Source organism: Chryseobacterium urinae, assembly GCF_030518295.1.
GTDB classification, from domain to species: Bacteria; Bacteroidota; Bacteroidia; order Flavobacteriales; family Weeksellaceae; genus Chryseobacterium; species Chryseobacterium mucoviscidosis.
Genome location: NZ_JAULSJ010000031.1, coordinates 1 through 22,964, shown reverse-complemented (window position 1 = coordinate 22,964; position 22,964 = coordinate 1). Strand labels below are relative to the sequence as shown.

Below are 22,964 nucleotides of genomic sequence, written 5' to 3'. Positions count from 1 at the left end.
CCGCAAAAGATGCAAAAGATTGCAATACTTTAGTTATTAAGTTTAATACTTAAATGTAAAAAGAGCACATAAGTTAAAGAATCAAAGATTTTTCTCTTTGTAGACTTTTGAAATACTTTAAATAAACTCAACAAAGTCTTTTGTCTCTTTTGCGGTTACATTTAAAATTAGTTTAAATAAACTTTTGATTAAATTTTAATTTTAACGCAAAAGGGTCGCTAGTCTTTTTTAAATTATTGAACATACTTTTCGGTCGAAAAGGCGTTTTACTCAGCAAATGAGCAATCATATTTTTTTTCTTTTTTAAGATTGCGTCGTCGCTTCAAAACTACGTTTGCAGGTCTTCAGTCTGTTCGCAATGACATAAAAAAACCGCATCATTGCTGATACGGTTTTTGGTTAGGTTAATTAAAGGTTGTTATATTAGTCTAAATGTTTTGGAGTAAAACCGTCTTCACTTAGTTCTCTGTGCTCATAATCCGCTTTCATCTCCGCTTCATAATCTACTTTTTCATGTTTACCCATTCTTCTAAGAATTGAATCAAATAAAGAGTAAACTACCGGTACAATAATCAAAGTAAGGAATAGAGACGATGTTAAACCACCGATAACTACCCATGCCAAACCTTTGTTCATCTCCGCTCCTGCTCCGGTTGCCAATGCGATCGGCAACATCCCGAAGATCATCGCAATCGTTGTCATAAGGATCGGACGAAGACGTGCATGATTCGCCTGTACCAGAGCGTCGTGTGTATTGGCTCCGGCTTCTTTTCTGGCATTGGCAAAGTCAACGATCAAAATTGCATTCTTCGCAACCAGACCAATCAACATGATCATCCCCAACATCGTAAAGATATTCAGTGAATTTGCTGTTAAGGCAAGAATTACCATTACTCCGATCATCGCCAGAGGAATTGAGAATAATACCACGAAAGGATACACAAAACTGTCATACAATGAAACCATTACAAGATAAACCAATACAATAGCCGCCAATAATGCGATTCCCAACGTACCGAAACCTTCCTGCTGGTTTTCCATATCTCCACTCCAGATGTAATCTACTCCTACAGGTTTGCTCTTGCTGTCCATGAACTGTTTTGCCCATTCGTTGGCAACGTCTCCTACTGGTCTACCCACTGCTTTAGCTCTTACTTTTACAGAAGGTGATTTATCTCTACGCTCAAGCAAACTCGGTCCGGATCCCATTTTAACCTCAGCAAACTGACTGAGACGTACCTGTTGTCCCTGAGGATTTGTAAACATTAAGTTTTTAACATCATCAATAGACTGTCTGTTCGCATCTCCGAAACGGATATTGATGTCATACTCGTACTCTCCTGCTCTGAATTTCCCGTCTGTATTTCCGTTGAATGCCGTCTGCATTGTCTGTCCCACACTTGAAAGATTCAAACCTAAAGAAGCCATCTTATCTCTGTCGATATTTACCTGAACTTCAGGATTTCCTGAATCGGTAGACAATTCTGCATCTACTGCTCCCGGTACTTTTTTCAGCAATTCTAAGATTCTCGTTGCTTCTTTTACGGCAGTTGCGTTATCCGGAGCGGTTACCACCATTTCAATCGGCGCATTTTCAGCACCCATGATTCCTATTGGGGCAGTTTTAAACTCTACTCCTGTAAATTTCTCTTCTAAAGCTCTTTTTATTTTCGCAGCTTTAATGTTGGTGCTTTCAGAACGCTCGGATTTATCTGTTAAATTTACCTGAACTTCCGACTGATAAGTTGTCGCCTGAGCTCCACCAAAACCTGTTGACTGCTGTCCTACTGTTGTAATTAAATCTACAACATCTTTATCGTTTCTTAAAAATCGCTCAACATCTAACGTAAGCTGATTGGTTTTTTCAACGGTTGCATCTTTCGGTAATTCCATCTGAACAAGGAACTGCCCTCTGTCGATCGGCGGGAAAAACTCTCCTCCGATAAATCCGAAAGCGACCAGCATGAATGAAGAAATCAATACGATGAAAGTAATTACGACTGTGGAAATTCTTCTCAATGTGGTTTTTAAACACCATTCAAGAATTCCTGTGATCCAGTGCGTGAATTTATCAATTAAACCTTCAAACCAAAGGATGAATTTTTCGAACCAGTTTTTCCCTGTTAAATGCTCAAGCTTACCAAATCTTGAAGAAAGCCACGGAATAATTGTAAATGAAGCCAATAATGAAAGCAATGTCGCAATAACTACCGTGACACAGAACTGAGCCAGAATATTGGCTACCAAACCTGAGCTCATGGCAATTGGTAAGAATACCACCACAATTACCAAAGTAATCGCTGCAACGGTAAATCCGATCTCCGAAGCTCCGTCGTAGGCTGCCCTGATTTTGCTTTTCCCCATCTCCATGTGACGGTAAATATTTTCTAGTACAACGATCGCGTCATCCACAAGAATACCTACCACCAAAGAAAGTCCCAGTAAACTCATCAAATTCAGGGTATATCCCATTAAATTCATTCCGATGAATGTTGCCACCAATGAAGCAGGAATGGAAACCATTACAATGAATGCGTTTCTGATGCTGTGAAGGAATAGTAACATTACAATTGCTACCAGAATAATCGCTAAGAATAAGTCGAAAATTACGTGGTTGGCAGATTCAAGGGTAAAGTCTGTAGTATTGTTTACCACTTTCACCTTTACACCCTGAACTTTGTACGCTTCCTGAACGGTTTCAATGGTTTTCTCAACACTTTCAGATACTGCAACCGCATTGGCATCAGATTGTTTTTTAACCTGCATTAAGATGGTAGGAAACTGGTTGAATCTCGCTACTTTCTCCACATCTTTCTGAGAATCGAAAACCGTAGCAATATCAGACAAACGAACCTGCGCTCCGTTTTTATTGGAAACCACAAGATTGTTCATTTCTGCTACAGATTTATACTTTCCGGATAATCTGATCGTAGATTTTGAGGTTCTCGTTTTCAGACTTCCTGTCGGGAAATCTAAGTTTGAAGAAAGAATTGCCTGTTGAACATCCCCGATGGAAAGTCCGTAACCCTGCAGTTTTTTCTCATCAAGATTCACTTGAATTTCTCTTTCCTGTCCACCTACAAGATCAACCTGAGCAACACCGTTTACACGGGAGAAAATCGGCTCAATTTTTTTATCTAAAAGGTCATAGAGCTCCTTATTGTTTAATTTGTCTGAAGAAATACTCATCGTGATGATCGGTAAATCATCCAGAGAGAATTTGTTAAGAGACGGTGCATCCACATCATCCGGAAGGTCTGCAAGAATTGCGTTTACCTTTCTCTGGGCATCATTCAATGCATAGTCTACATCGGCTCCGTCATTCAGCTGAACCATAATCACGGATAAACTTTCATAGGAAGAAGACTCTACTTTCTTCACGTTTTCCAAAGAACCAACGGCGTCTTCAATTTTTCGGGTAACGGATGTTTCCACCTCTGCAGGGGAAGCTCCCGGATATACCGTAGAAATGGTTACCATATTGGTTTCAAACTTCGGAATCAACTCGTATCCCATGAGTGTATAACTCAGGATACCTCCCAACGTAAGAATCGTAAACAGTACGATTACCAACGAAGGTCTTTTAATCGATATTTCTGCTAACTTCATAAATCTTCTACTTTACGATATTTACTTTAGATCCGTTATCCAGATTGATCTGTCCGCTGGTAACCACCTGTTCTCCGCCATTCAGTCCGCTTAAAACCTGAACTTTATCGCCATATACTTTTCCAACGGTTACTTTGATGAGTTTTGCAACGCCATTCTGTACAACAAATAATTGTCCGGAGCTTACCCCGTTTACAAATGCTTCCGCAGGAACCGTTAACATATTCTGTGTTTCTGCGCCGTTGTTTGTTTTAAATGTTGCTGTTGCATACATCCCGGCTTTCAGGTTTCCTCTGTTCTGAACTTCAATTTCAACAGGGAAATTTAAAGAAGCATCACTTTTAGGAGCAATAAATGTAATTCTTCCCACGAATGAATCTTCCGGTAAAACGTTTACTTTAATCGGAACTTCCTGTCCCAACTGAATTTTCCCGATCTGGCTTTCATCAACCAAAACTGAAAGTTTTAAGCTGTTGATGTTTACGATTTCAAAAAGTCCTGTTCCCGGAGCAACCACCATTCCCGGCTCTACCATTTTTTTATTGATGGTTCCGCTGATTCCTGCACGAATGCTTGTATCATTTACTTTTACACCCTGGGCTCTTAGCGCAGCCTGAGCGTTTTTAAGCTGTAATCTTGAATTATCAAGCTGTTGTTTGGTAACCCCTCCTGTTTTGAACGCATTTTCGTAACGCTGGTTGTCCGCAATAGCATTCTGCAAATTATTCTGAGCCTGAGTAACATCTACTTCAATGGCATCTCTTTTAATGGTTGCCAAAACCTGTCCTGCTCCCACTCTTGAACCTTCTTTTACCAGAACGCTTACCACGCGTCCTGAAATTTCAGAAGACTGGTTCATTTCCTGCTTCGGGATAAATGTTCCGTTTGCACTGTAATCTGTATCAATATTTTCTCTGGAAACCGTTACCACGTTTACATTGATCTTATCTACCTGCTTTGCAACTTCTTTTACTTCCTGCGTCTGCTTTTCTTTATTTCCGGCAATCTTGTAAGCTGCCAAACCAACCAGTACGGCTGCTACGATGATATATATTAAAGTTTTTTTCATAGTTTATTACGGGTTTTGTAGTGTATTTAATTCTCCTTTTGCTTTAATTAGCTTGATTTCAGCCTGTTTGTAATCCAACAAAGCATTAGCGTAATTCTGTTTTGCCTGCGTTAATGCATTTTCTGCATCCAGAACTTCTGTAAGTGTTGCTAAACCGTACTGGTAATTGGATTGTGTATTTTTCTGAACTCTTTCTGCCAATCCTACGTTGTCTTTCATGCTTTCAATATTAATTAAAGCATTTTCTATGTTGGTAATGGCATTTTTATAATCTAAATTCAGACTTAACTGTGTATTCTGTATATCCAGATCAAGATCCTGAATATCGATTTCTGCCTGATTGATCTTTGCTTTTGTAGCTCCTCCGGTGAAAATCGGGATATTAACATTTAATCCAATTGCAGAGTAATCGCTCCAAAGCACACCATTTTTAAGTCCGTTGGTTAATGGAAATTTTGCTCCGTTTGCACCCCAACCGTAATTGGCAACCAGACTTACTGTAGGATAAAGATACGCTTCCGTCGCTTTCTTGTTGAATACCAGAAGTTCTCTGTTTTTGTTTAAAACTTTGATTTCGGTACGGTTGTCAAGGTTTAAATTTCCTGAAACCAGTTCCGGTTTTGGCTCAATTGTTTTTTCTTCAAGTTCGATATCAGATTCAATCGGAACTCCCATGTAGAACTTCAGTGCGTTTTTAGCCAACTGCACAGAATTAATTAACGTCTGTTTGTTTGATCCGATGTTGGTAAGCTGAACATTGGTTCTGTCCAGATCAATAGATTTTGCCAAACCGTTATCTACCAGACTTTTAATTACATTTCTTACTTTTTCCGTATTCGCATAGCTTGCTTCTACGGTTTTAAGATTTTCTTCCTGAACAAAAACCTGATAATAAGCGGATGCTACGTTTTCAATGATCTGTTCGTTGGTAAGCTGTGCATTAAGCACATAAAATTCTCTGGTAGATTTTGCCGCTTTCAGTCCGGTGAAAACTCTCTGATCGAAAATTGCCTGCTGAAGCTGTACCGAAGCGGTAGAGTTCCACGGCTGACCGAACTGTGCTCTGATTTTTTCTCCTCCAAACTCAAGAAGGGACTCCTGAATGATGGGATTGTAGGTAAGACCTGCTGTTGCGGAAATCTGTGGTAAAGCTCCTGCTTTTGCCTCATCAATCTTATATTCGGCTTTTTTGATCTGTAAAGCTGCCTTTTTGGCTTCCGCTTTATTCTGAAGTGCCTGTTTAATAGCTTCCTGTAAGGAAACCTGTTGCTGTGCAGACACCCATGAAAAACCGAACATTATAAATGCAGCCGCTATTCCTACTTTTAGCTTGTTTGCAGTTACACGTTTTTTCATAATATTATACTTCGTTTATTTTTTTTAATGTAATTATTCTGGTAAATGATATTATTCCGAATGACGAATGAATTCTTAAAATACTTTAACTCTTTTTTAGTTTTTGAATAACATATTTAATATGATTTCTTTTCTTTCGGAAATAATTTTATCAAACTCTTCGCTGATCATTAAATTTTCCATAAAAAGAGGTCTTACTGCACTCGGAAAAACCAAAAGCGAAACCATATTTAAAACAAACTGTATGGGTTTCATTTTTTCAATATTTCCTAATTCCATTTCGGCTTCTATATCTCTGTACAAGCGATCAAGTTCATCTTTTTCAATATCTTTTTTATGACAGTTTCCTTTGTTGATCTGCGAAACGATGTAGGTTTCCAGATAAGGATACTGAAGACTTGTAGATAAACTTCCTTCTATGAACTGGCTGATCTTTTCTTTCAGAGGAAGATCAGAATTCATGATGATTTCAGATTTTTCTTTTTCCACTTTCTGAGCTTCATCAAAAATAATCTGGATGAGGTTATCTCTTGAGCGGAAATAATAGTTGATAAGCGTTCTGTTGACACCGGCTTCATCTGCAATTTCCTGAGTAGTAGCGTCAAACTTACCTTTCACAAAGAATAAATTCTTTGCTGTGTCTTTAATTAATTCCTGTGTTTGGTCTTTTTTTGCTTGATTTGACATTTTTGTTAAACAAATTTGTGCAAATGTAAATCAAATTTTACTTTTGACAAAATTGTTAAACAAAATTATTAAACAATTTTGTATGATTTGCATCATATTTTAAATACAAAGAATTTAACATAAGATAAAAGAATATCAAATTTTACTGTACAATTAGTTTTATGATTATTTTAGAATAAAATTTTTAAAATGAGCACAAATAATCAAATCAGCGTAGAAATTCCTCAAAATGTATTAGACGATGTAAACCAAAAGCTTCAAGAATGTAAAACTTTATTAGCTCCTTTTCTTCAAGGTCTTACTAATGATGAAAGAAAAGCACTTTTTAAAATGGGCGATAAAACAATTGCAACGGTACAAAAAGTAAAAACCTACATCAATACGAATCCGGAATTTGCACCTTCCTATATGGATAAAGTTGAATTTCTGAAAGACGAAATGGTGGTTACAGGACTTAAACCTTTAGCAAATCTTGCCGAACAATTAGCTTCTGATCTAGATGATACCATTATGCTTGCCGGAAGTGAAGCACTTGTAGCTTCCATGATGTATTATGGTACAGTAAAAGAAGCTGCATCTAAAGGAGTAAACACCGCTAAACCTATATATGAGGATTTAAGCCAAAGGTTTAGCAAAAAAGGAAATAAAATTAATCCTAAAAAGGAATAGCCATTAATAAAAAATATGACAATTTGACTCTTTTAGTATCTGTTTTAATATTAAAAGAGTCTTTTTTTATATTTAAAAGGTGTTCGTTGTCACATTTTGTGACAACGAACACCTTTTAAATGTTTTTATTAATGCTTTTTGAATCTAATGAGTTTCTAAAGGAATGTAAACATTTGCTTAAAACATCAGTCTATATACTACGTGCATTAGAATAGTTAAAAACATTATAAAATAGTAAGTTAGAAATTATATTTCAAACCGCCTGTAATATAACCGTGTAGAGCTGTAATTGATGCTTCCTCTATTCCTAACTGGCTCGTATATCCATTTATATATTGAAAGGAATTAAGATTTAATATATTATTAAATTGCAAATTGTATTCAAAGTTTGAATTCTCTTTTCTATACGAAACTTGACCGCCAATTAAAAAATTGTGAAGAGTATTTTGTTCAGTTTTCTGTATGAGATATTCACTTAATATATTTCCAACCCACTCTTTTTTTACATTAGCCCTAATTCCTAAAAATAGTCTTATATTATTTTGACTGGAAGTAGTACTGTAAAAACTTTGTTTGAAAACACCTTCAGTAAAAGTGTATCCTAAATCAAATTGCATTGGTTTATTTCTAAAATTTGTAGATAATTTTTGAGTTAACTCGAAATTGTAAATCGTAGATGTGTTTATGTTACTGTTAATATAATTATCTGTCTTATTAAGTGATCCTGTAAATTTTGATTTAAGAGAAAGCTGTCTATGCAATTTATATTCGCTTGAAAGTATATAAAAAAGTCTTTCTCTATTTTTACCAATAACATTTTCTATTTTTGAGAATGCTTCAAAATTCGATACATTAGACGTAAATATTGGTTTTGCTTTTTCATACGATAGTAAAAGGAATAATAAATTACCCTTTTCCATATTAAATCTATTCCATGTAAATTTATAAGTATCTGTCTTGCATAACAATTCTGTTGTAATATCTCTATTTTGATAATACGTTAGCTCTTTTGTATAAATTGGTTCAGATTGAAGCAGCCTTAAATTTGGGAGTGTATATTTTGAATTGTATTCTAGACCAAATTCCGTATTGATAACAGATTTGGGATTAAATTTTATTCTTATATTTTTTTCAAAATAATGTTTATCAGTTTCATTTATATTTACAAAATGGGAACTTAACGAACCTGATATATCAAATTTCCCAAGTTCTTTATATAAATTCAGATCATTCAGATAATGATATACTTTCATTTTGTTTTCTACTGTTCTAAAAACAAAGTTTAGTAGTTCAGAATTATCTTTTCTAAATGAAAAACCTGAATGAATATTAAAATTAATAAACTTATTTTTATTTTTTAAATGAAAATCTAATGAGTATTTATTTGAAGTAACATCATATCTTTGAAATAGATTATTAGTATTAGATAAGAACAAATTATTGTTAGAAAGTAAATGCAAATCTCCTAAATATTTTTCATTAAACTGATTAAATGATAATATGATTTTTGATTTATCTAATTGTTTGTTCCAAGAAAAAAAATTACTAAAATTATCATTATTTACAGAGTTATCAATTCTATAAAAATTCCAATCAGTAGAATATCTATCTATGCTTTGATTAAAATGATCCTTTGTAGGATTATAACCAAAAGTATAATAAAAGAAACTCCCATCCGATAAACTTTTTTTCATTTTAATCTGCGTAGTTCCTAAAAAACCTTTATTATTTTCTATTCGCTGTTCTGAAAAGTTAAAAGCTTGTGATTCCCCTTCAAAAGAACTTCTTTTAGAAGTAGAAAATTTTTCTAATTGAGCATTATTAAAAATAGAAAAAGCAGTAATACTAAAATCTTTTTTTGATTTGGAATACTGTAATGCCCCAAATTGATTATTTTTTGATTTTACTTTACCATCATTATTGAGAAATGTAGGAATTTCTATTTCAACAGAATTATTTGGTGTGTCATCTAGACTTTCCTGAGAATTCATTTCATAAAAATCCATATAACTAATCGGATCTTTAGCTATATTATTGAAATCAGCGATAAGGGCTAAATTTCCGAGCTTTCCAAACCTGAATAAATTACCATGTGCCAAATATGAATTTTTTATACCAAAATTAGTTTCGATATTACCCGTTATTTTTCCCTTATATTCTTGCTTTAATTTTAAATTAAGAGCTGTTGAACGGTTTCCATTAATTGTAGTATAATTTTGCCACAAATCAATCCCATCCAACATATTAGCCGAAATATTTTGAGTCGCAATTTTATGGTTTTTACCAAAAAACTCATTACCTTCTACTAGAACCTGTCCTATTGTAGTTCCTTTATATGTTACTTTTCCATTTTCTGTAATGTCTAAACCTGGTAATTTCTTTATAAGATCTTCTGTCGTACGCTCAGTTCCATCTCTTACCGCTTTTAGGTTAAAAACAATAGTATCTTCTTTTGCTGTAACTACTTTTGGACGAGATTTTATTTCTACTTCTTTTATTTCAGTAATTTGTGCTTCCAATTCTATTTCAACATTAGACTTCTCGTTTGTATTAACCTCAATTAGTTTCGTTTTGTAAAAAACGGATGTAATTTTCAATAAAAAAACCCCCTTTTCAGAGAGTTGAAAACTACATTGTCCATTTTCATCAGTTTTTTTAAAATCTATTATTTTATTATTTCTTATTATTTGTACATTAACATTATCTATAGCATTAGCTGTATTACTCTTTACTGTAACATTAAAAACCTGAGAATTTATTATTGAAAAACTAAATAGGAACAAGATGTATAGTAACTTCTTCATTACAACCTTATCTCTTCTGTTGTTGGTTTACTTTGTTCTTCTCTTATTTGCTGCATTTTTTTGTCGTAATCTTCGTTTTTGTATACTTTAATTTTAGGATTTAGTTTTTCAACATCTGCTTCCTTTGTTTCATTGCTAATTTTAATTGCAGTGATTGTATAATTAGGAGCTTCAATTCGCAAGACTAATCCCGGGAAACTATTAAATACATAAGGTCCAGCAGAAACAGGTATATCTTCTGTATACCAAATCTTATAATTATTTATTGAATCAGGACTTACTTCAACTAATTTGCATAAGTATTTATCAATGTTAATAGTTTCATCTTTGTATTCAATTTTTGCAAATTTTGAATCCTTATATCCGTAAAACTCTTCATTAAGATTAGGAAAAAAATGATAATTATAAGTTCCATTATCATTTTTATAATGAAATAACCTTAATTCAACTTCACTATAAATTTCTCTATTGTGTATTGAATTATTTCCTTCTTTTAAATCACCTGCGTTGTTTGTAAAGCTTTTTCGTGGAATAGATTTAAAAAAAGAATAGCCATTTGCATAATATAGAAAAAAAGTCTTAGGCTTTTTAAGGACTTCCTTTACTTTATCATTAAACTCTTTTGAAAGACTTGCATCTTCAATATTTGCACGATCATATTGCTCGTACTCTACTTTTAGATGTTGCGAAAAAAATAGAGTATTTGATAACAATGAGAAAATAAAAAATAATTTAATTGTAAATTTCATTTTGTTTTTTTTAAAATTACAAAATAAGTATGCATTAAATAAAATTAATGCATACTTTTTTATTCAATTTTCTATTAAGGAGGTGTACCTTCTACAAAAGTAGTTCTAGGCTCATTATCTCCACACCAATACGATTGTTGAACATAATGATGTATTGTTTGAGAGTAAATGTTTCCATACATATCAGAAGATACGGACTGGGTTGTATAATGATAAATAGAAGTACATAGTTTACGAGCTGAATCATCATTTTCTTCTTTTACCTCTTTTGTTTCTTTAACTTCAATTTTATTATCTTGAAGTTTTACATTAGTTTCAGGTTCTACGTTATTTTTTGCAAAACCTAAAGTTGTTCCGGCAATCAATAAAGTTGCCAATAACGTCTTTCTCATAAAATGATTTTTTGTTTATTAACAATAATTTTAAAACACTAAAAAAACATTTGTGCACTTGTGTTTTTCATATGCTAAACTAAATATAAATCGTAAGCTAGGGAAATACTTTTGATAAAAAAAACTTTACTTTTAGTGAAAAAATATATACTTTTGATAAAAATAAATATAAACAATGGAAATGGAGAAAATTATTGAGAAAATTGCCCAACAAAGAAGTAAAAAAGGCTATACTTTTGAAAATATGGCTTATGAATTAAATATAACTCCGGCTGCATATCGCAAAATAGAAACAGGAGAGACTAAACTAAGTGTAGAAAGACTAATGAAAATTTCTGAAATTCTTGATGAAGATTTATCCAATCTTCTGGATATTAATAATAAAAATACTATTCATAATCTTTCTAATGAAGGTAATGGCAACGGCTATGTAGAAGTAATTAATAACGACTATAAGGATATAATTAAAGATATTAAAGAAACATATGATAAGGTTATCCAAAGTAAAGATGAACAAATTAAGATGCTGAAAGAACAGATTAACTTTTTAAAAGACAAAAAATAAAACAAACGAGCGGAAAAATTTCCCGCTCGTTTGTTTACAATAATCGAATTTTATCGTCCAGAATATCGATAATTTTATCCTTATACAATCCTCCGATGGCTTTTTTAAAGTTCTTTTTGCTCATCTGAACTTCGTCCTTAATTTCTTCGGGAGTTGATTTGTCTGAAAGATGAAGCAAACCGTAGTTTTCTTCAAGTCTGTCTAAAATTTTCTTTTTAAACTCATCAATATTTTCAAAACCTTGTGGCTGTAAGGAAACATCAATTTTTCCGTCTTCGCGGATCTCTTTGATATAACCGGATTCTTCAGACAACGGATACAGCTTTTTGAATACATCCGAATTGTAGATGAGTCCGATATATTTTTTGTTGATGACCACATTCCAGCCCAACTCACTTTCATTCATCATAATTAAATCCACACGATCTCCTTTTTGGAATGGTAAATCCTGATATTGAGGATTTCTTTTGAATTTCGTGGTTCCGGTAATCAGTTCCAGATCTTCATCAACATAAATATAGACTAGATATCTTTTTCCTTCAATGATCTTAGATTTCTGCTGTTTGTAAGGAATAAACAAATCTTTTATAATTCCCCAATCCATAAAAGCTCCACTTGGAAGGCTCTGAACACAGCTCATTACGGCAAACTCTCCTACTTCTGCCAAAGGAATTTCTGTGGTTGCCTTTAATTTTCCATCATCCTGATATACAAAAACTTCAATTTCGTCATCAATTTCCTTATCATCCTGAATGAAAATTTTAGGAAGAAAAGCCTTTTCTCCGGATTCGTCTGTTAAGATCCATCCCGAATTATTTTTATCTGAAATTTTTAAAGTCTGAGTTTTTCCGAATTGCATGTATGATAAAATTAGTCTGCAAAGGTAAGGAAAATCAAATCTTTAACCTATTTATATTCTTCCAAATCTCTTCTCAGGGTTTTGGACTCTTTCAAATAACTGTTTTCTACATCGGGATTTTGAGCAATACCTGTTACTTTTACAAGTTTTTCATCAGTATAATAATATCTTGATTCTGAAAGTAATTTAGGATATTTTATATATCCATTCTCATCAATGATCTGATATTTTTTTGTCAAAACAAAGATCAGTCTATCATTTGCTGAAAAAAAATATTGTGTACTGATATTCCATGCCGAAAGCCCTACAAAATGGTCTATTTTCTTAAGTTTTCCATCTTTATAAAATCCTTTCAGCTCAATTCCGTTATCTGAAGTCTGGTTTTTTTCTAAGAAATAGGAATAAGGAACGGTTTTGATCTGATAATTTTTAGTACTATTGATTTCAGAAACCGTTTTACTGATTGACTTGATATTCTGACTAAAAGTGTAACCTGAAATAAAAATAAAAAAAGTTAACAAAAATGCTCTCATATTTTTTAAATAAGGCTGTTTAAACTAATTTTAAATTTAACCGCAAAAGAGACAAAAGACTTTATTGGATTTATGTAAAGTATTTCAAAAGTTTGCAAAGAGAAAAAATCTTTGATTTTTTTAACTTATGTGCTCTTTCTTTCCATTTAACTATTCAACTTAAACAACTAAAGTGTTATAATCTTTTGCATCTTTTACTATAAAAAAGTTTTGACAAGTTTAATATTTTGAATATCCGTTAAACAACCTATTACTATGCACTGATATGAAAATCAATTATTTATAACAGGCAATTCGACAAGCTCAGTGTGACACCTCTAATACTAAACGCTTGATTTGTAGCGATGTCAAGCTGAGCCTGTCGAAGTTTTAGGTTAATAAACGGACAATCAATTAATATTAATTTCAAACTGTTTTTTATGAATTTTGTACAAATTCCATCACTTCCCGTTTGCTACTCTCGAAATCTAAGGCATCGTAAACCAGAAAATATTTGTGCTTATCTACACATTTTGAAAACATAGATTTTGCAAGGGAAATCTTATTTTTATCAAAACTTAAATCTTTTACCAAAATACGGATCTGGTTCGAGGTAAACAAGGCATGTTTTCCCTGCTGACTGATGAACATCATTTTTTTATCGTCAAACCAAGCCTTTTCCTTCATCATCGCCATAAATCCCTGAAATGTCTGATTATCCATCACATTAGGATAATTTACGTTATCATTCCATCCTCCCGAATTTCCGTAAGGATTGTTCCAGACATCATTCCAGTCATTAAATCCGTAAGACTGGTTCTGAACAGGATATGAATCTAATAAAAACAATCCTTCATTGGTAAAGAAATCAAGAACCAATCTGCTGTTGTTTCTTACATTTAAAGTGGTTCTGTATAATAAATAACCGTTTTCATAAATTGAAACAGGAATTCTTCCTGATGGAAGATCAAAAAATCTGAACCTTCCGGAATTGTTGGAAATAAACTGATCGCCCAGTTCCACACTAAACATTCCCTGCTCAGGAATTCTCAGGAAAACTTCTGAATATCCGTACTGCTGATTCCATTGGTAGTTTGGATTTTTACCTCTGAATCCATTGTTATTTCTGTTCTGATTTCTGAAACCGGAATTATTGCTGTTTCTGCTCTCCGTTCTTTTTGCGTTCGGAGATTCTATTTCTGTTTTTGAAGCCTCGTTTTTTAAAAGCTCGCCTGCTTTTCCTGCTTCCTGCGCGAAAGAAAAACTTCCTACAAGAAACAAAACACTCATAAATATATTTTTCATAACACTTTTTTTAATCTCCAGCTCCACTTTCATGCCAAAAAAAAGAGAAACCAGTATCTGATTTCTCTTTTTTATTTATATGATTGTTAATCAATTACATATGAATTGGTCTTTTCGCGGTAGCATCTAAAGCTGCTTCTTTGATTGCTTCTGCATACGTAGGGTGCGCGTGAGAACTTCTTGCGATATCTTCTGCACTTGCACGGAATTCCATAGCAATAACTCCTTCAGCAATTAAATCTGCCGCTCTTGCTCCTACGATGTGCATTCCAAGAACTTCATCTGTTTTTTCGTCAGCAATAATTTTTACCAAACCATCTACATCGCCACTTGCACGGCTTCTTCCCAAAGCTCTCATCGGGAAAGAACCTACTTTATAAGCTACTCCTTCCTGTTTCAACTGCTCTTCAGTTTTTCCAACTCCTGCAACTTCCGGCCAAGTGTAAACCACTCCCGGAATTAAATTATAGTTGATGTGAGGCTTCTGTCCTGCTAAAGTTTCAGCAACAAAAACACCTTCCTCTTCTGCTTTGTGAGCCAGCATTGCTCCTTTTACCACGTCTCCGATTGCGTAAATGTTGGCAACATTAGTTTGTAAATGGTCATTTACTTTTACTCTTCCTCTTTCGTCAAGCTCAACACCAGCTTTTTCAAGTCCAAGTCCGTCTGTGTAAGGCTTTCTTCCTACAGAAACCAGACAGTAATCTCCTTCTACTGTTACTTCTTCTCCTTTTTTGTCTTTCGCTGTAATTTTTACGGTATCTCCGTTTCTTTCCACTGCAGATACGGCTGTAGAAAGCATGAATTTCATTCCCTGCTTTTTAAGAACTTTCGTTAATTCTTTACTTAGCGCTCCGTCCATTGTCGGGATAATTTTATCCATAAACTCTACCACAGTAACCTGAGCTCCAAGTCTTAGGTAAACAGAACCTAATTCAAGACCAATTACTCCACCTCCGATTACGACTAAATGTTTCGGAATTTCTTTAAGATTTAAAGCTTCCGTAGAAGTAATTACTCTTTCTTTATCTAACGTGATGAAAGGTAAAGAAGAAGGTTTAGAACCTGTTGCGATGATGGTATATTTGGATTCGATCGTTTCTGTAGAACCGTCGTTTTTTGTTACTTTGATCTGAGTAGCGGATTCGAAGCTTCCAACACCTTCAAAAACAGTGATTTTGTTTTTGTTCATCAGATAGCTGATTCCGTCTGTATTTTGTTTAATTACCTCATTTTTACGTTCGATCATTCTTGCAATGTCGGCTTGAGGCTCGTTGATAATGATTCCGTGACCTGCAAAATTGTGTTTTGCGTTCTCAAAATGCTCAGAGCTATCTAAAAGCGCTTTTGACGGAATACATCCCACGTTAAGACAAGTTCCTCCCAAAGTTGGATATTTTTCAATAATTGCTGTTGTGAAACCTAATTGTGCAGCACGGATTGCAGCAACATAACCACCAGGACCGGAACCGATTACGGTAACATCAAATTGACTCATGTTATTTTATGAATTTGTTTATTATTAACTTTCTTATGCTTACAAATTTAACGATTTATTACCACGTGAGAAAGTGAGATTTGTCAAATTTTAAGGAGAAGTCTGAGTTATTAAAATTTTTCAACAATAATCTTGAATGTCTTTAAATTTCTCAATGATTTCTTTACATTTTTCATCAAGTAAATTTTTATATTTCGTGTCTACTATTTTTAATTTTGAATCAAGTTTGATAAGATACTCTGTATTGTAAAGTTTTCTTTCTTCACCGACTGGGTAAAATTGAATTTCGCTATAGTATTTCTCTAAAATATTTAAATCAATGTTATCTAAAGGTTGGATATCATTTATTCTTCCAATAAGATAATGCATTTTAAAATATCCGGAGTGCATCTCAATTTGATCTGTTATAATAGCAATCGCATTTGAACGTAATTTTTTAATAAACCTGTAATGCTTTAGCTTTTCAAACTTATTCATATTTATTTCATCAAATAATGCTAAACCCTTACAAATCCAACCTCAGTTTCCCCTGTCCGAATTCTCCTGCGCTTTCAAAATATGAGCCTCCGTAAACGTACCAATCAAGGCTTTCGAGATATTCTACAGCATTTTCAGGAGTTATGTCAGGACGGTCTTTTTTAGAAACAATTCCTTTGTACCACCTTCCGGATTTGGAAAAACCTTCATATTCCACAAAATAACGGATCCAGATTCTCTGGCAAAGTTTACACTGCTGAATGCTTACTTCGGCAAATCTTCCATTCGTTTTATCGATTCCCAATTCTGACGTTCTGAATTCTGTATAGGTGGAAGTCGGTTTTTCGCAGGCGCATCCCAGTTTCTGGATTTTAATCATTAGTAATTGTTTTCTGAAATTAAAAGTCCAAAATTAAAAAATATTAGCTGAATACTCAAGATGGTTATTTCATCAGATCCAGCAATACCTTTTCATACTGATTTAAAATAATATTCTTGGAAAATCTGGATTTTATAGAATTTTTAATGGCTTCATTTTCATGATTTTCATGAAGAATTTTCATAATTTTCTGTGAAAATTCTTCATAATTTTCAATATTCGCAATTTCACCATTGGTGTCGTCCTGAATGATTTCGGTAATTCCTCCTGGACAATTATTGGCTAAAGAATACGTTCCGCAAGCTCCGGCTTCAAGTAAAACATTTGGAAAGCCTTCATATCTTGACGAAAGAATAAACAAGTCTGCATATTTTAAAAACTGATAGGGATTTTCCTGTCTTCCGTGAAAGATCACGTTTTTTAAGCCTAAAAAATCTTTCATTTGATGCAAAACCTCACGATCCTGTCCGTCACCCAAAATATGAAGCAGGATATTTTCGTTTTTAAGCCTTGAGAAAACTTTCAGTAAGTTATCAAAACCTTTTCTTGCCGATAAATTTCCGATCGCGACAACATTTTTATAGCCGTATTTAAAACTTTCCGGTTTATGGGAAATTTTAATTTTTTCATCAATAAAATCAAAGTCTACAGGATTGTTTATTTTAACGATTTTCGAAGGTTTAATCTTGAAATTTAGCATCAGATCATGCTTCATATCATCACTCTGCGCAATGATCGTATCATAATTGTTATAGAAATTGTAGAAAAATTTAATTTCCTTTCTGGTAACGTGCTGAGAAACAACATTGGTTTCTCTTGCAATAAATTTTGTCTTGGGAAAAACTTTGATGAATAAAGACAGATAAGCGTTTACTTCTCCAAATCCGGAAAATACAATATCCGGCTTTCTGCGGTAAATTTCCCTGAGAATAGGTTTTAAAGAGTGTCTTATTCTTTCCGTATTAACATCAATGATTTCAACGTCATCTTTCAAAATACTGAGATAGCCTCCCTGTTTGCGCAGAAGCAATATCTTAGGCTCAAAACGATCCCGTGAGAGATGATTTGCAATGGTGGTAACAATCCTTTCTGCGCCTCCGGTTTCCAGATCCGGCAGAATAAATATGACAGAAATCTTTTTCATCACTGTAAAATTAGTAAAAAGTTTTCTTAACCTTCAAACCAAGCTCTTCAAAAACAGGAATAATCTCGTTAATATTTTCAACACTTAGAAAAGCATATTTATCTTCTGTGAAATTCATTCCGCCTCTGTTGAAAAATGAAAATGGCTCGTCACTTTTTCCAAAGATATTTTCAGGTTCTCCAAAAATGATATTACCAAAAAAACTGCCATTCATTTCTGCATTGATCTCATTTATTTCAAAAAAATTTCTCTCCTGTTCAATCTCACCAGTCGATTTTTCAACAATAATTATTCTCTGATTTGTAATAAGATAGTAATTATTTTTAATATCAAAATATCTTAAAACCCATCTGAAAAATGCGAGATAAAGACCTATAAAAAACATGACAATTCCAAAGATGAGAATCGGAGATTTGCTGAAAATAAAAAGTACCGAGACAGCCAAATAAAAAAATGAAAAAAGGATTCTGAGCTTTTCAGTTGTATTAAAAAAGAAACTCTTCCGTGGAAGAATTTCTTTCATTATAATTTCGTTATTGTTTAAAATAAATTTAGTTGGCAACATCGCTGATGAATTTTATTCTCAACATTCTCACCTCTTCATCCGAAAGTTCGTCTCCGAATTCATCTAAAAGAACTTTCATGCTGTCACTTTCAGATTCATTCATGAATTCCATGAAGCCGTCAACAATATCTTCATCAAAATTATCTTCAATATAATAATCGATATTTAGTTTGGTTCCCTGATAAACAATACGTTCCATTTCCTTCAGCAATTCGTCCATCGAAAGATTTTTCGCTCTTGCAATATCTTCAAGATCAATCTTTTTATCGGTACTCTGAATGATGAAAACTTTGTGACTGGATTTGTTTGCCACCTGTTTCAGAACCATGTCCTGAGTTCGCTCGATATTGTTGTCTTCTACATATTTACTGATGAAATCTGCGAATTCTTTACCGTATTTCTTAGCTTTCCCTTCCCCAACTCCGTAGATTTTGGTGATTTCTTCCACCGTAATAGGATACTGAACCGTCATATCTTCCAAACTCGGATCCATAAACACTGTGTAAGGCGGAATTCCGTGTTTTTTGGCAACTTTTTTTCTTAGTTCTTTAAGCTGATTGAATAAATTCTGATCCAGACCGCCTCCGGACTGCATCTGAACCTGATCGCTTTCCGCTTTTGTCTGCGTTAAATCAAACTCTCTGTCTTCTGCAATTAAGAAAGAATGTTCCAGTTTTCCGTCAAGAACCAGTCTTCCCTTTTCAGCAATTTTTAAAACGCCGTAGGTTTCAATATCTTTCTGTAAAAAATTCTGAACTGTTGCCTGTCTTAAAATTGTTTTCCAGTGGTTGTCTTTTTCTTCTTTTCCGAAACCGAAATAAGAAGTCTGTTCCAGTTTATAAGACTTAGTAACCGCAGTTTCTTTTCCTGCGATGACCGAAATAAGATCTTTAGCTTTGAATTTTTCTCCGGTATCATTAATAAGTTCCAGAACTTTTTTAAGATCGTCTGTTGCATCTTTTAATTTTGGCGGGTTCGATGAATTATCGCACATTTTTGCGCCGTCACCATTAATCGGATCAAAATTTTCCCCAAAATAATACAGAATATACTGCCTTCTGCTCATCGAAGTTTCGGCGTAACCAACCACTTCATTGAGAAGCTGTAATCCGATTTCTCTTTCGGAAACAGGCTTCTGTGCAAGAAATTTCTCCAGTTTTTCAATATCTTTAGGATCGTAGTAAGCCACACAGTGACCTTCTCCTCCGTCACGACCTGCACGACCGGTTTCCTGATAATAACTTTCCAGAGATTTCGGGAAATCGTAATGAATTACAAAACGTACATCCGGCTTATCGATTCCCATTCCGAAGGCAATGGTTGCCACTATCACATCCACTTCCTCCATCAGAAATTTATCCTGATTGGCTACCCTTATTTTCTGGTCGAGACCTGCATGATAAGGCAGTGCATTTACACCATTTACCTGCAGAAGCTGTGCAAATTCTTCAACTTTTCTTCGGCTCAGACAGTAAACAATTCCGGATTTTCCTTTATTCTGACTGATAAACTTTACGATTTCCTTGTCTACATTTACCTTAGGCTGTACTTCATAGTAGAGATTCGGTCTGTTGAAGCTTTCTTTAAAAACCAGAGCATTCGTCATCCCAAGAGTTTTCTGGATATCATCCTGAACTTTTGGTGTAGCCGTTGCTGTAAGTGCAATTACCGGAACATCGGCAATTTTATCGATAATGGATTTCAGGTTTCGGTATTCCGGTCTGAAATCGTGTCCCCACTCTGAAATACAGTGTGCTTCATCAATGGCAAAGAAGGAAATTTTCACATCTTTCAGAAAATCCAGATAGTCTTCCTTAATTAATGATTCTGGGGCAACATATAAAAGTTTGGTTTTACCACTTTTAATATCGTCGAAAACCTGTTTGGTCTGCGTTTTGTTTAATGATGAATTTAAAACGTGTGCTACTCCATCGTCAGATGAAAGCCCGTTCACGGCATCTACCTGGTTTTTCATCAACGCTATAAGCGGAGAAACCACAATTGCCGTACCTTCCGAAATAAGAGCCGGAAGCTGATAACATAAGGATTTTCCTCCTCCTGTAGGCATCAGAACAAATATATCCTTCCCGTTCAAAAGGTTTTCTATAATCTGCTCCTGCTGTCCCTTGAAAGTAGAAAACCCGAAATATTTTTTCAATTCGCCTGATAAATTGGCTTTTTTTGCGCTCATCTAATTTTCTATTGCTAAATTTGCATCTAACCCAAAGATATGAATTTTTCGCTTAAAATAAAAGCGAACGAATTTATAAAAAATAAAATTTATATTAAATATCCTTTTAAAAATATAACGTTTTTTAAGAGATTTTTTGTATACGCTGTAAAAGTAAAAATGGAAAGAGCCGACATTATTTCAATCGCAAAAAGTACGTTAGAAATAGAAATTTCAGAATTAGAAAAACTTAAATCCAGACTCAATGAAGATTTTGCGAAAGCCGTAGAAATTATTCATTCTGCCAAGGGAAAGCTTATCGTGGTGGGAATCGGGAAATCGGCGCATGTTGGAAATAAGATTGTTGCCACCCTGAATTCCACAGGAACCCCTTCTCAGTTTTTACACGCTTCGGAAGCCATCCACGGAGATCTGGGCGTTATCCAGAAACAGGATGTTGTGTTGTGTATTTCAAATTCCGGAAATTCACCGGAGATTGTGAATCTGGTTCCTTATCTGAAAGACTATTCTTCTGCATTAATAGGAATGACGGGAAATAAATCCAGTAAACTTGCTGAATTTTCCGAAATTATTTTAAATACGTATGTAGAAAAGGAAGCGTGTCCGAATAAACTTGCGCCTACCAGTTCAACCACTCTGCAAATGGCTTTGGGAGATGCTTTGGCGATTGCTTTAATGGAAATGAATGATTTTAAGGCGAATGATTTTGCTAAATTTCATCCGGGAGGAAGTCTGGGTAAAAATTTAATTTCAAAAGTAGATGATTTCCTATCATCCCAAAAACCTCAGGTTACAGAAAATGATACCGTAAAAGATGTTATTATCTCGATCAGCGGTTCCCGACACGGAATCACAGTTGTAACGAATAATGACGAAATTATCGGGGTGATTACCGACGGTGATTTGAGAAGAATGCTCTTAAAAGGTGATGATATTGCGAAAGTTCTGGCTAAAGACATTATGTCTGCACATCCGAAGACCATTGAGAGAACCGCTCTGGCTAAAGAAGCCATGAAAATATTAAAGGACAATAATATCGGACAGCTTGTGGTAACGGAAAACGGAAAATATTTCGGGATTATCGATCTGCATAAATTGCTGGATGAAGGAATTAATTAATCAGAATGTATACGTGAAAAGATTTAATTTTTTTCATAATAAACACGCATCTGCATTTAAAAAAATGAAACATCTCTTTTTACTGAAACTTTTTCCCTAAATTTGAAATCTTAAAAAAATATTATCCTGTGAGTGATGCTAAAGACATGTCTTTTTGGGGACATATTGGTGAACTGAGAGGTCATCTCATCCGTTCAATTCTTGCTATTATAGTTGCTGCAGTTATTATCGGTTTCAATATCAACTGGATTATGGATCATGTTTTCTTTGGTCCTACCCGAAATGATTTTGCCACCTTTGAGATTGTTAATCATTTTTCCAAAATGATTTTGGGCGAAGACAGCATTCACCTTCCGAAAGATTTTCCGGTTCGTGCAAGCAAGCTTTACCAGCAGTTTAATGTGATGATGGCAGTTTCCATTTTTGGAGGAATTGTTTTGGCTTTTCCTTATATTGTGTGGGAACTTTGGAGATTCATCAGTCCTGCTTTACATCCGAATGAAAGAAAAAATTCAATCTTTATCATCAATTCGGTTTGGATTTTATTCATGACAGGCGTTTTATGCGGATATTATTTAATCCTTCCTTTTGCCGTTAATTTCGGGGTTATTTTCAAAATCTCCGATATTATTATTCCGCTTTATGATTTAAGCGACTATACGACTCTGTTTTTACAGGTTGTTTTAGGAATGGGCGTAATTTTCCTTTTTCCGGTTCTTATTTATTTCCTTACCACTATCGGAATTCTTACACCAACCTTTATGAAAACATACCGTCGTCATGCGATTGTTTTAATCATGGTGGTTGCAGCAATTATCACTCCGGCAGACGTTTTAAGTATGTTGATGGCAGCATTTCCACTGCTTTTACTGTACGAATTCAGTATCATCATGTGTTCGTATACCTATAAGAAAGTTCAGAAAGCGGCAGCAAATCTACCTGCAGTTCAGAAATAATTTTTATCCATTCAAAATATAGTCCCGTAGATTTTCTGCGGGATTTTTCTTTTTCAGGA

At 34.2% G+C, this 22,964-nt stretch carries 20 protein-coding genes; 4 read left to right on the top strand and 16 right to left on the bottom strand.

The window, feature by feature from the left end; genetic code table 11:
- Positions 1-423: 423 nt before the first annotated feature.
- The 4 genes from QWT87_RS16745 to QWT87_RS16730 form a co-directional block, all read right to left on the bottom strand.
- Positions 424-3,609: an efflux RND transporter permease subunit gene (locus QWT87_RS16745; protein ID WP_302717380.1), complete on the bottom strand. Its 3,186-nt coding sequence runs from the start codon at positions 3,607-3,609 to the stop codon at positions 424-426.
- A gap of 7 nt (positions 3,610-3,616) precedes the next feature.
- On the bottom strand, positions 3,617-4,678 hold the full coding sequence (locus QWT87_RS16740) for an efflux RND transporter periplasmic adaptor subunit (protein ID WP_087710491.1): 1,062 nt from the start codon (positions 4,676-4,678) through the stop codon (positions 3,617-3,619).
- A 6-nt stretch (positions 4,679-4,684) separates the two neighbouring features.
- On the bottom strand, positions 4,685-6,037 hold the full coding sequence (locus QWT87_RS16735; protein WP_185204939.1) for a TolC family protein: 1,353 nt from the start codon (positions 6,035-6,037) through the stop codon (positions 4,685-4,687).
- A gap of 93 nt (positions 6,038-6,130) precedes the next feature.
- On the bottom strand, positions 6,131-6,721 hold the full coding sequence (locus QWT87_RS16730; protein ID WP_302717377.1) for a TetR/AcrR family transcriptional regulator: 591 nt from the start codon (positions 6,719-6,721) through the stop codon (positions 6,131-6,133).
- A gap of 189 nt (positions 6,722-6,910) precedes the next feature.
- Here QWT87_RS16730 and QWT87_RS16725 point away from each other — a divergent pair, with 189 nt between their 5' ends.
- Positions 6,911-7,390, top strand: coding sequence for a hypothetical protein (locus QWT87_RS16725; RefSeq protein WP_116547733.1), 480 nt, complete (start codon positions 6,911-6,913; stop codon positions 7,388-7,390).
- Between the two features lie 239 nt (positions 7,391-7,629).
- Here the strand turns inward: QWT87_RS16725 and QWT87_RS16720 are convergent, their stop codons facing one another.
- The 3 genes from QWT87_RS16720 to QWT87_RS16710 all read right to left on the bottom strand — a co-directional run bounded on the left by QWT87_RS16720 (position 7,630) and on the right by QWT87_RS16710 (position 11,335).
- A complete protein-coding gene (locus QWT87_RS16720) occupies positions 7,630-10,194 on the bottom strand; it encodes a peptidase associated/transthyretin-like domain-containing protein (RefSeq protein ID WP_302717375.1) in 2,565 nt (854 codons plus the stop codon).
- Complete coding sequence (locus tag QWT87_RS16715; RefSeq protein WP_271247314.1) at positions 10,194-10,943, bottom strand: GLPGLI family protein; 750 nt, start codon at positions 10,941-10,943, stop codon at positions 10,194-10,196. The genes QWT87_RS16720 and QWT87_RS16715 overlap by 1 nt, the downstream gene beginning before the upstream one ends.
- A gap of 74 nt (positions 10,944-11,017) precedes the next feature.
- Positions 11,018-11,335: a hypothetical protein gene (locus tag QWT87_RS16710; protein WP_302717371.1), complete on the bottom strand. Its 318-nt coding sequence runs from the start codon at positions 11,333-11,335 to the stop codon at positions 11,018-11,020.
- Positions 11,336-11,516: 181 nt separating this feature from the next.
- Here QWT87_RS16710 and QWT87_RS16705 point away from each other — a divergent pair, with 181 nt between their 5' ends.
- Positions 11,517-11,900: a helix-turn-helix domain-containing protein gene (locus tag QWT87_RS16705; RefSeq protein ID WP_228408235.1), complete on the top strand. Its 384-nt coding sequence runs from the start codon at positions 11,517-11,519 to the stop codon at positions 11,898-11,900.
- Positions 11,901-11,934: 34 nt separating this feature from the next.
- Here QWT87_RS16705 and QWT87_RS16700 read toward each other — a convergent pair whose 3' ends face one another.
- From QWT87_RS16700 to recQ, 9 genes are all read right to left on the bottom strand, one after another.
- Positions 11,935-12,759, bottom strand: coding sequence for a CvfB family protein (locus tag QWT87_RS16700; RefSeq protein WP_108411391.1), 825 nt, complete (start codon positions 12,757-12,759; stop codon positions 11,935-11,937).
- 47 nt (positions 12,760-12,806) lie between these two features.
- Entirely contained in the window at positions 12,807-13,292 is a 486-nt protein-coding gene (locus tag QWT87_RS16695; RefSeq protein ID WP_302717368.1) for a hypothetical protein, read from the bottom strand.
- Positions 13,293-13,709: 417 nt separating this feature from the next.
- Positions 13,710-14,576 (bottom strand): DUF4476 domain-containing protein, encoded by an 867-nt coding sequence (locus tag QWT87_RS16690; RefSeq protein ID WP_185204724.1) that lies wholly within the window; start codon positions 14,574-14,576, stop codon positions 13,710-13,712.
- Between the two features lie 94 nt (positions 14,577-14,670).
- A complete protein-coding gene (lpdA, locus tag QWT87_RS16685) occupies positions 14,671-16,074 on the bottom strand; it encodes a dihydrolipoyl dehydrogenase (RefSeq protein ID WP_076389952.1) in 1,404 nt (467 codons plus the stop codon).
- A 120-nt stretch (positions 16,075-16,194) separates the two neighbouring features.
- Positions 16,195-16,551, bottom strand: a complete 357-nt coding sequence (locus QWT87_RS16680; RefSeq protein WP_087710506.1) for a hypothetical protein — start codon at positions 16,549-16,551, stop codon at positions 16,195-16,197.
- Between the two features lie 28 nt (positions 16,552-16,579).
- On the bottom strand, positions 16,580-16,930 hold the full coding sequence (locus QWT87_RS16675) for a hypothetical protein (protein WP_302717365.1): 351 nt from the start codon (positions 16,928-16,930) through the stop codon (positions 16,580-16,582).
- 64 nt (positions 16,931-16,994) lie between these two features.
- Positions 16,995-18,074, bottom strand: a complete 1,080-nt coding sequence (locus QWT87_RS16670; RefSeq protein ID WP_302717363.1) for a glycosyltransferase — start codon at positions 18,072-18,074, stop codon at positions 16,995-16,997.
- A gap of 10 nt (positions 18,075-18,084) precedes the next feature.
- Positions 18,085-18,519 carry a hypothetical protein gene (locus QWT87_RS16665; protein ID WP_302717362.1) on the bottom strand — a complete coding sequence of 145 codons (435 nt, stop codon included), beginning with the start codon at positions 18,517-18,519 and terminating at the stop codon, positions 18,085-18,087.
- 106 nt (positions 18,520-18,625) lie between these two features.
- Positions 18,626-20,830: a DNA helicase RecQ gene (gene recQ, locus QWT87_RS16660; RefSeq protein ID WP_302717360.1), complete on the bottom strand. Its 2,205-nt coding sequence runs from the start codon at positions 20,828-20,830 to the stop codon at positions 18,626-18,628.
- Between the two features lie 159 nt (positions 20,831-20,989).
- On the opposite strand from recQ, the gene QWT87_RS16655 reads away from it, so the two are divergent.
- Together QWT87_RS16655 and tatC are read left to right on the top strand one after the other, a co-directional pair.
- The gene (locus QWT87_RS16655; RefSeq protein ID WP_302717358.1) at positions 20,990-21,949 is read left to right on the top strand and encodes a KpsF/GutQ family sugar-phosphate isomerase; all 960 of its coding nucleotides are present in this window, start codon (positions 20,990-20,992) and stop codon (positions 21,947-21,949) included.
- A gap of 128 nt (positions 21,950-22,077) precedes the next feature.
- Positions 22,078-22,905, top strand: a complete 828-nt coding sequence (gene tatC / locus QWT87_RS16650) for a twin-arginine translocase subunit TatC (protein ID WP_302717357.1) — start codon at positions 22,078-22,080, stop codon at positions 22,903-22,905.
- Positions 22,906-22,964: the final 59 nt, after the last annotated feature.

What these genes read in the sequence shown, in the direction of transcription:
- QWT87_RS16745 (WP_302717380.1), bottom strand. Translation starts at nt 3,609, where the DNA reads ATGAAGTTAGCAGAAATATCGATTAAAAGACCTTCGTTGGTAATCGTA.
- QWT87_RS16740 (WP_087710491.1), bottom strand. Translation starts at nt 4,678, where the DNA reads ATGAAAAAAACTTTAATATATATCATCGTAGCAGCCGTACTGGTTGGT.
- QWT87_RS16730 (WP_302717377.1), bottom strand. Translation starts at nt 6,721, where the DNA reads ATGTCAAATCAAGCAAAAAAAGACCAAACACAGGAATTAATTAAAGAC.
- QWT87_RS16725 (WP_116547733.1), top strand. Translation starts at nt 6,911, where the DNA reads ATGAGCACAAATAATCAAATCAGCGTAGAAATTCCTCAAAATGTATTA.
- QWT87_RS16720 (WP_302717375.1), bottom strand. Translation starts at nt 10,194, where the DNA reads ATGAAGAAGTTACTATACATCTTGTTCCTATTTAGTTTTTCAATAATA.
- QWT87_RS16715 (WP_271247314.1), bottom strand. Translation starts at nt 10,943, where the DNA reads ATGAAATTTACAATTAAATTATTTTTTATTTTCTCATTGTTATCAAAT.
- QWT87_RS16710 (WP_302717371.1), bottom strand. Translation starts at nt 11,335, where the DNA reads ATGAGAAAGACGTTATTGGCAACTTTATTGATTGCCGGAACAACTTTA.
- QWT87_RS16705 (WP_228408235.1), top strand. Translation starts at nt 11,517, where the DNA reads ATGGAGAAAATTATTGAGAAAATTGCCCAACAAAGAAGTAAAAAAGGC.
- QWT87_RS16700 (WP_108411391.1), bottom strand. Translation starts at nt 12,759, where the DNA reads ATGCAATTCGGAAAAACTCAGACTTTAAAAATTTCAGATAAAAATAAT.
- QWT87_RS16695 (WP_302717368.1), bottom strand. Translation starts at nt 13,292, where the DNA reads ATGAGAGCATTTTTGTTAACTTTTTTTATTTTTATTTCAGGTTACACT.
- QWT87_RS16690 (WP_185204724.1), bottom strand. Translation starts at nt 14,576, where the DNA reads ATGAAAAATATATTTATGAGTGTTTTGTTTCTTGTAGGAAGTTTTTCT.
- lpdA (WP_076389952.1), bottom strand. Translation starts at nt 16,074, where the DNA reads ATGAGTCAATTTGATGTTACCGTAATCGGTTCCGGTCCTGGTGGTTAT.
- QWT87_RS16680 (WP_087710506.1), bottom strand. Translation starts at nt 16,551, where the DNA reads ATGAATAAGTTTGAAAAGCTAAAGCATTACAGGTTTATTAAAAAATTA.
- QWT87_RS16675 (WP_302717365.1), bottom strand. Translation starts at nt 16,930, where the DNA reads ATGATTAAAATCCAGAAACTGGGATGCGCCTGCGAAAAACCGACTTCC.
- QWT87_RS16670 (WP_302717363.1), bottom strand. Translation starts at nt 18,074, where the DNA reads ATGAAAAAGATTTCTGTCATATTTATTCTGCCGGATCTGGAAACCGGA.
- recQ (WP_302717360.1), bottom strand. Translation starts at nt 20,830, where the DNA reads ATGAGCGCAAAAAAAGCCAATTTATCAGGCGAATTGAAAAAATATTTC.
- QWT87_RS16655 (WP_302717358.1), top strand. Translation starts at nt 20,990, where the DNA reads ATGGAAAGAGCCGACATTATTTCAATCGCAAAAAGTACGTTAGAAATA.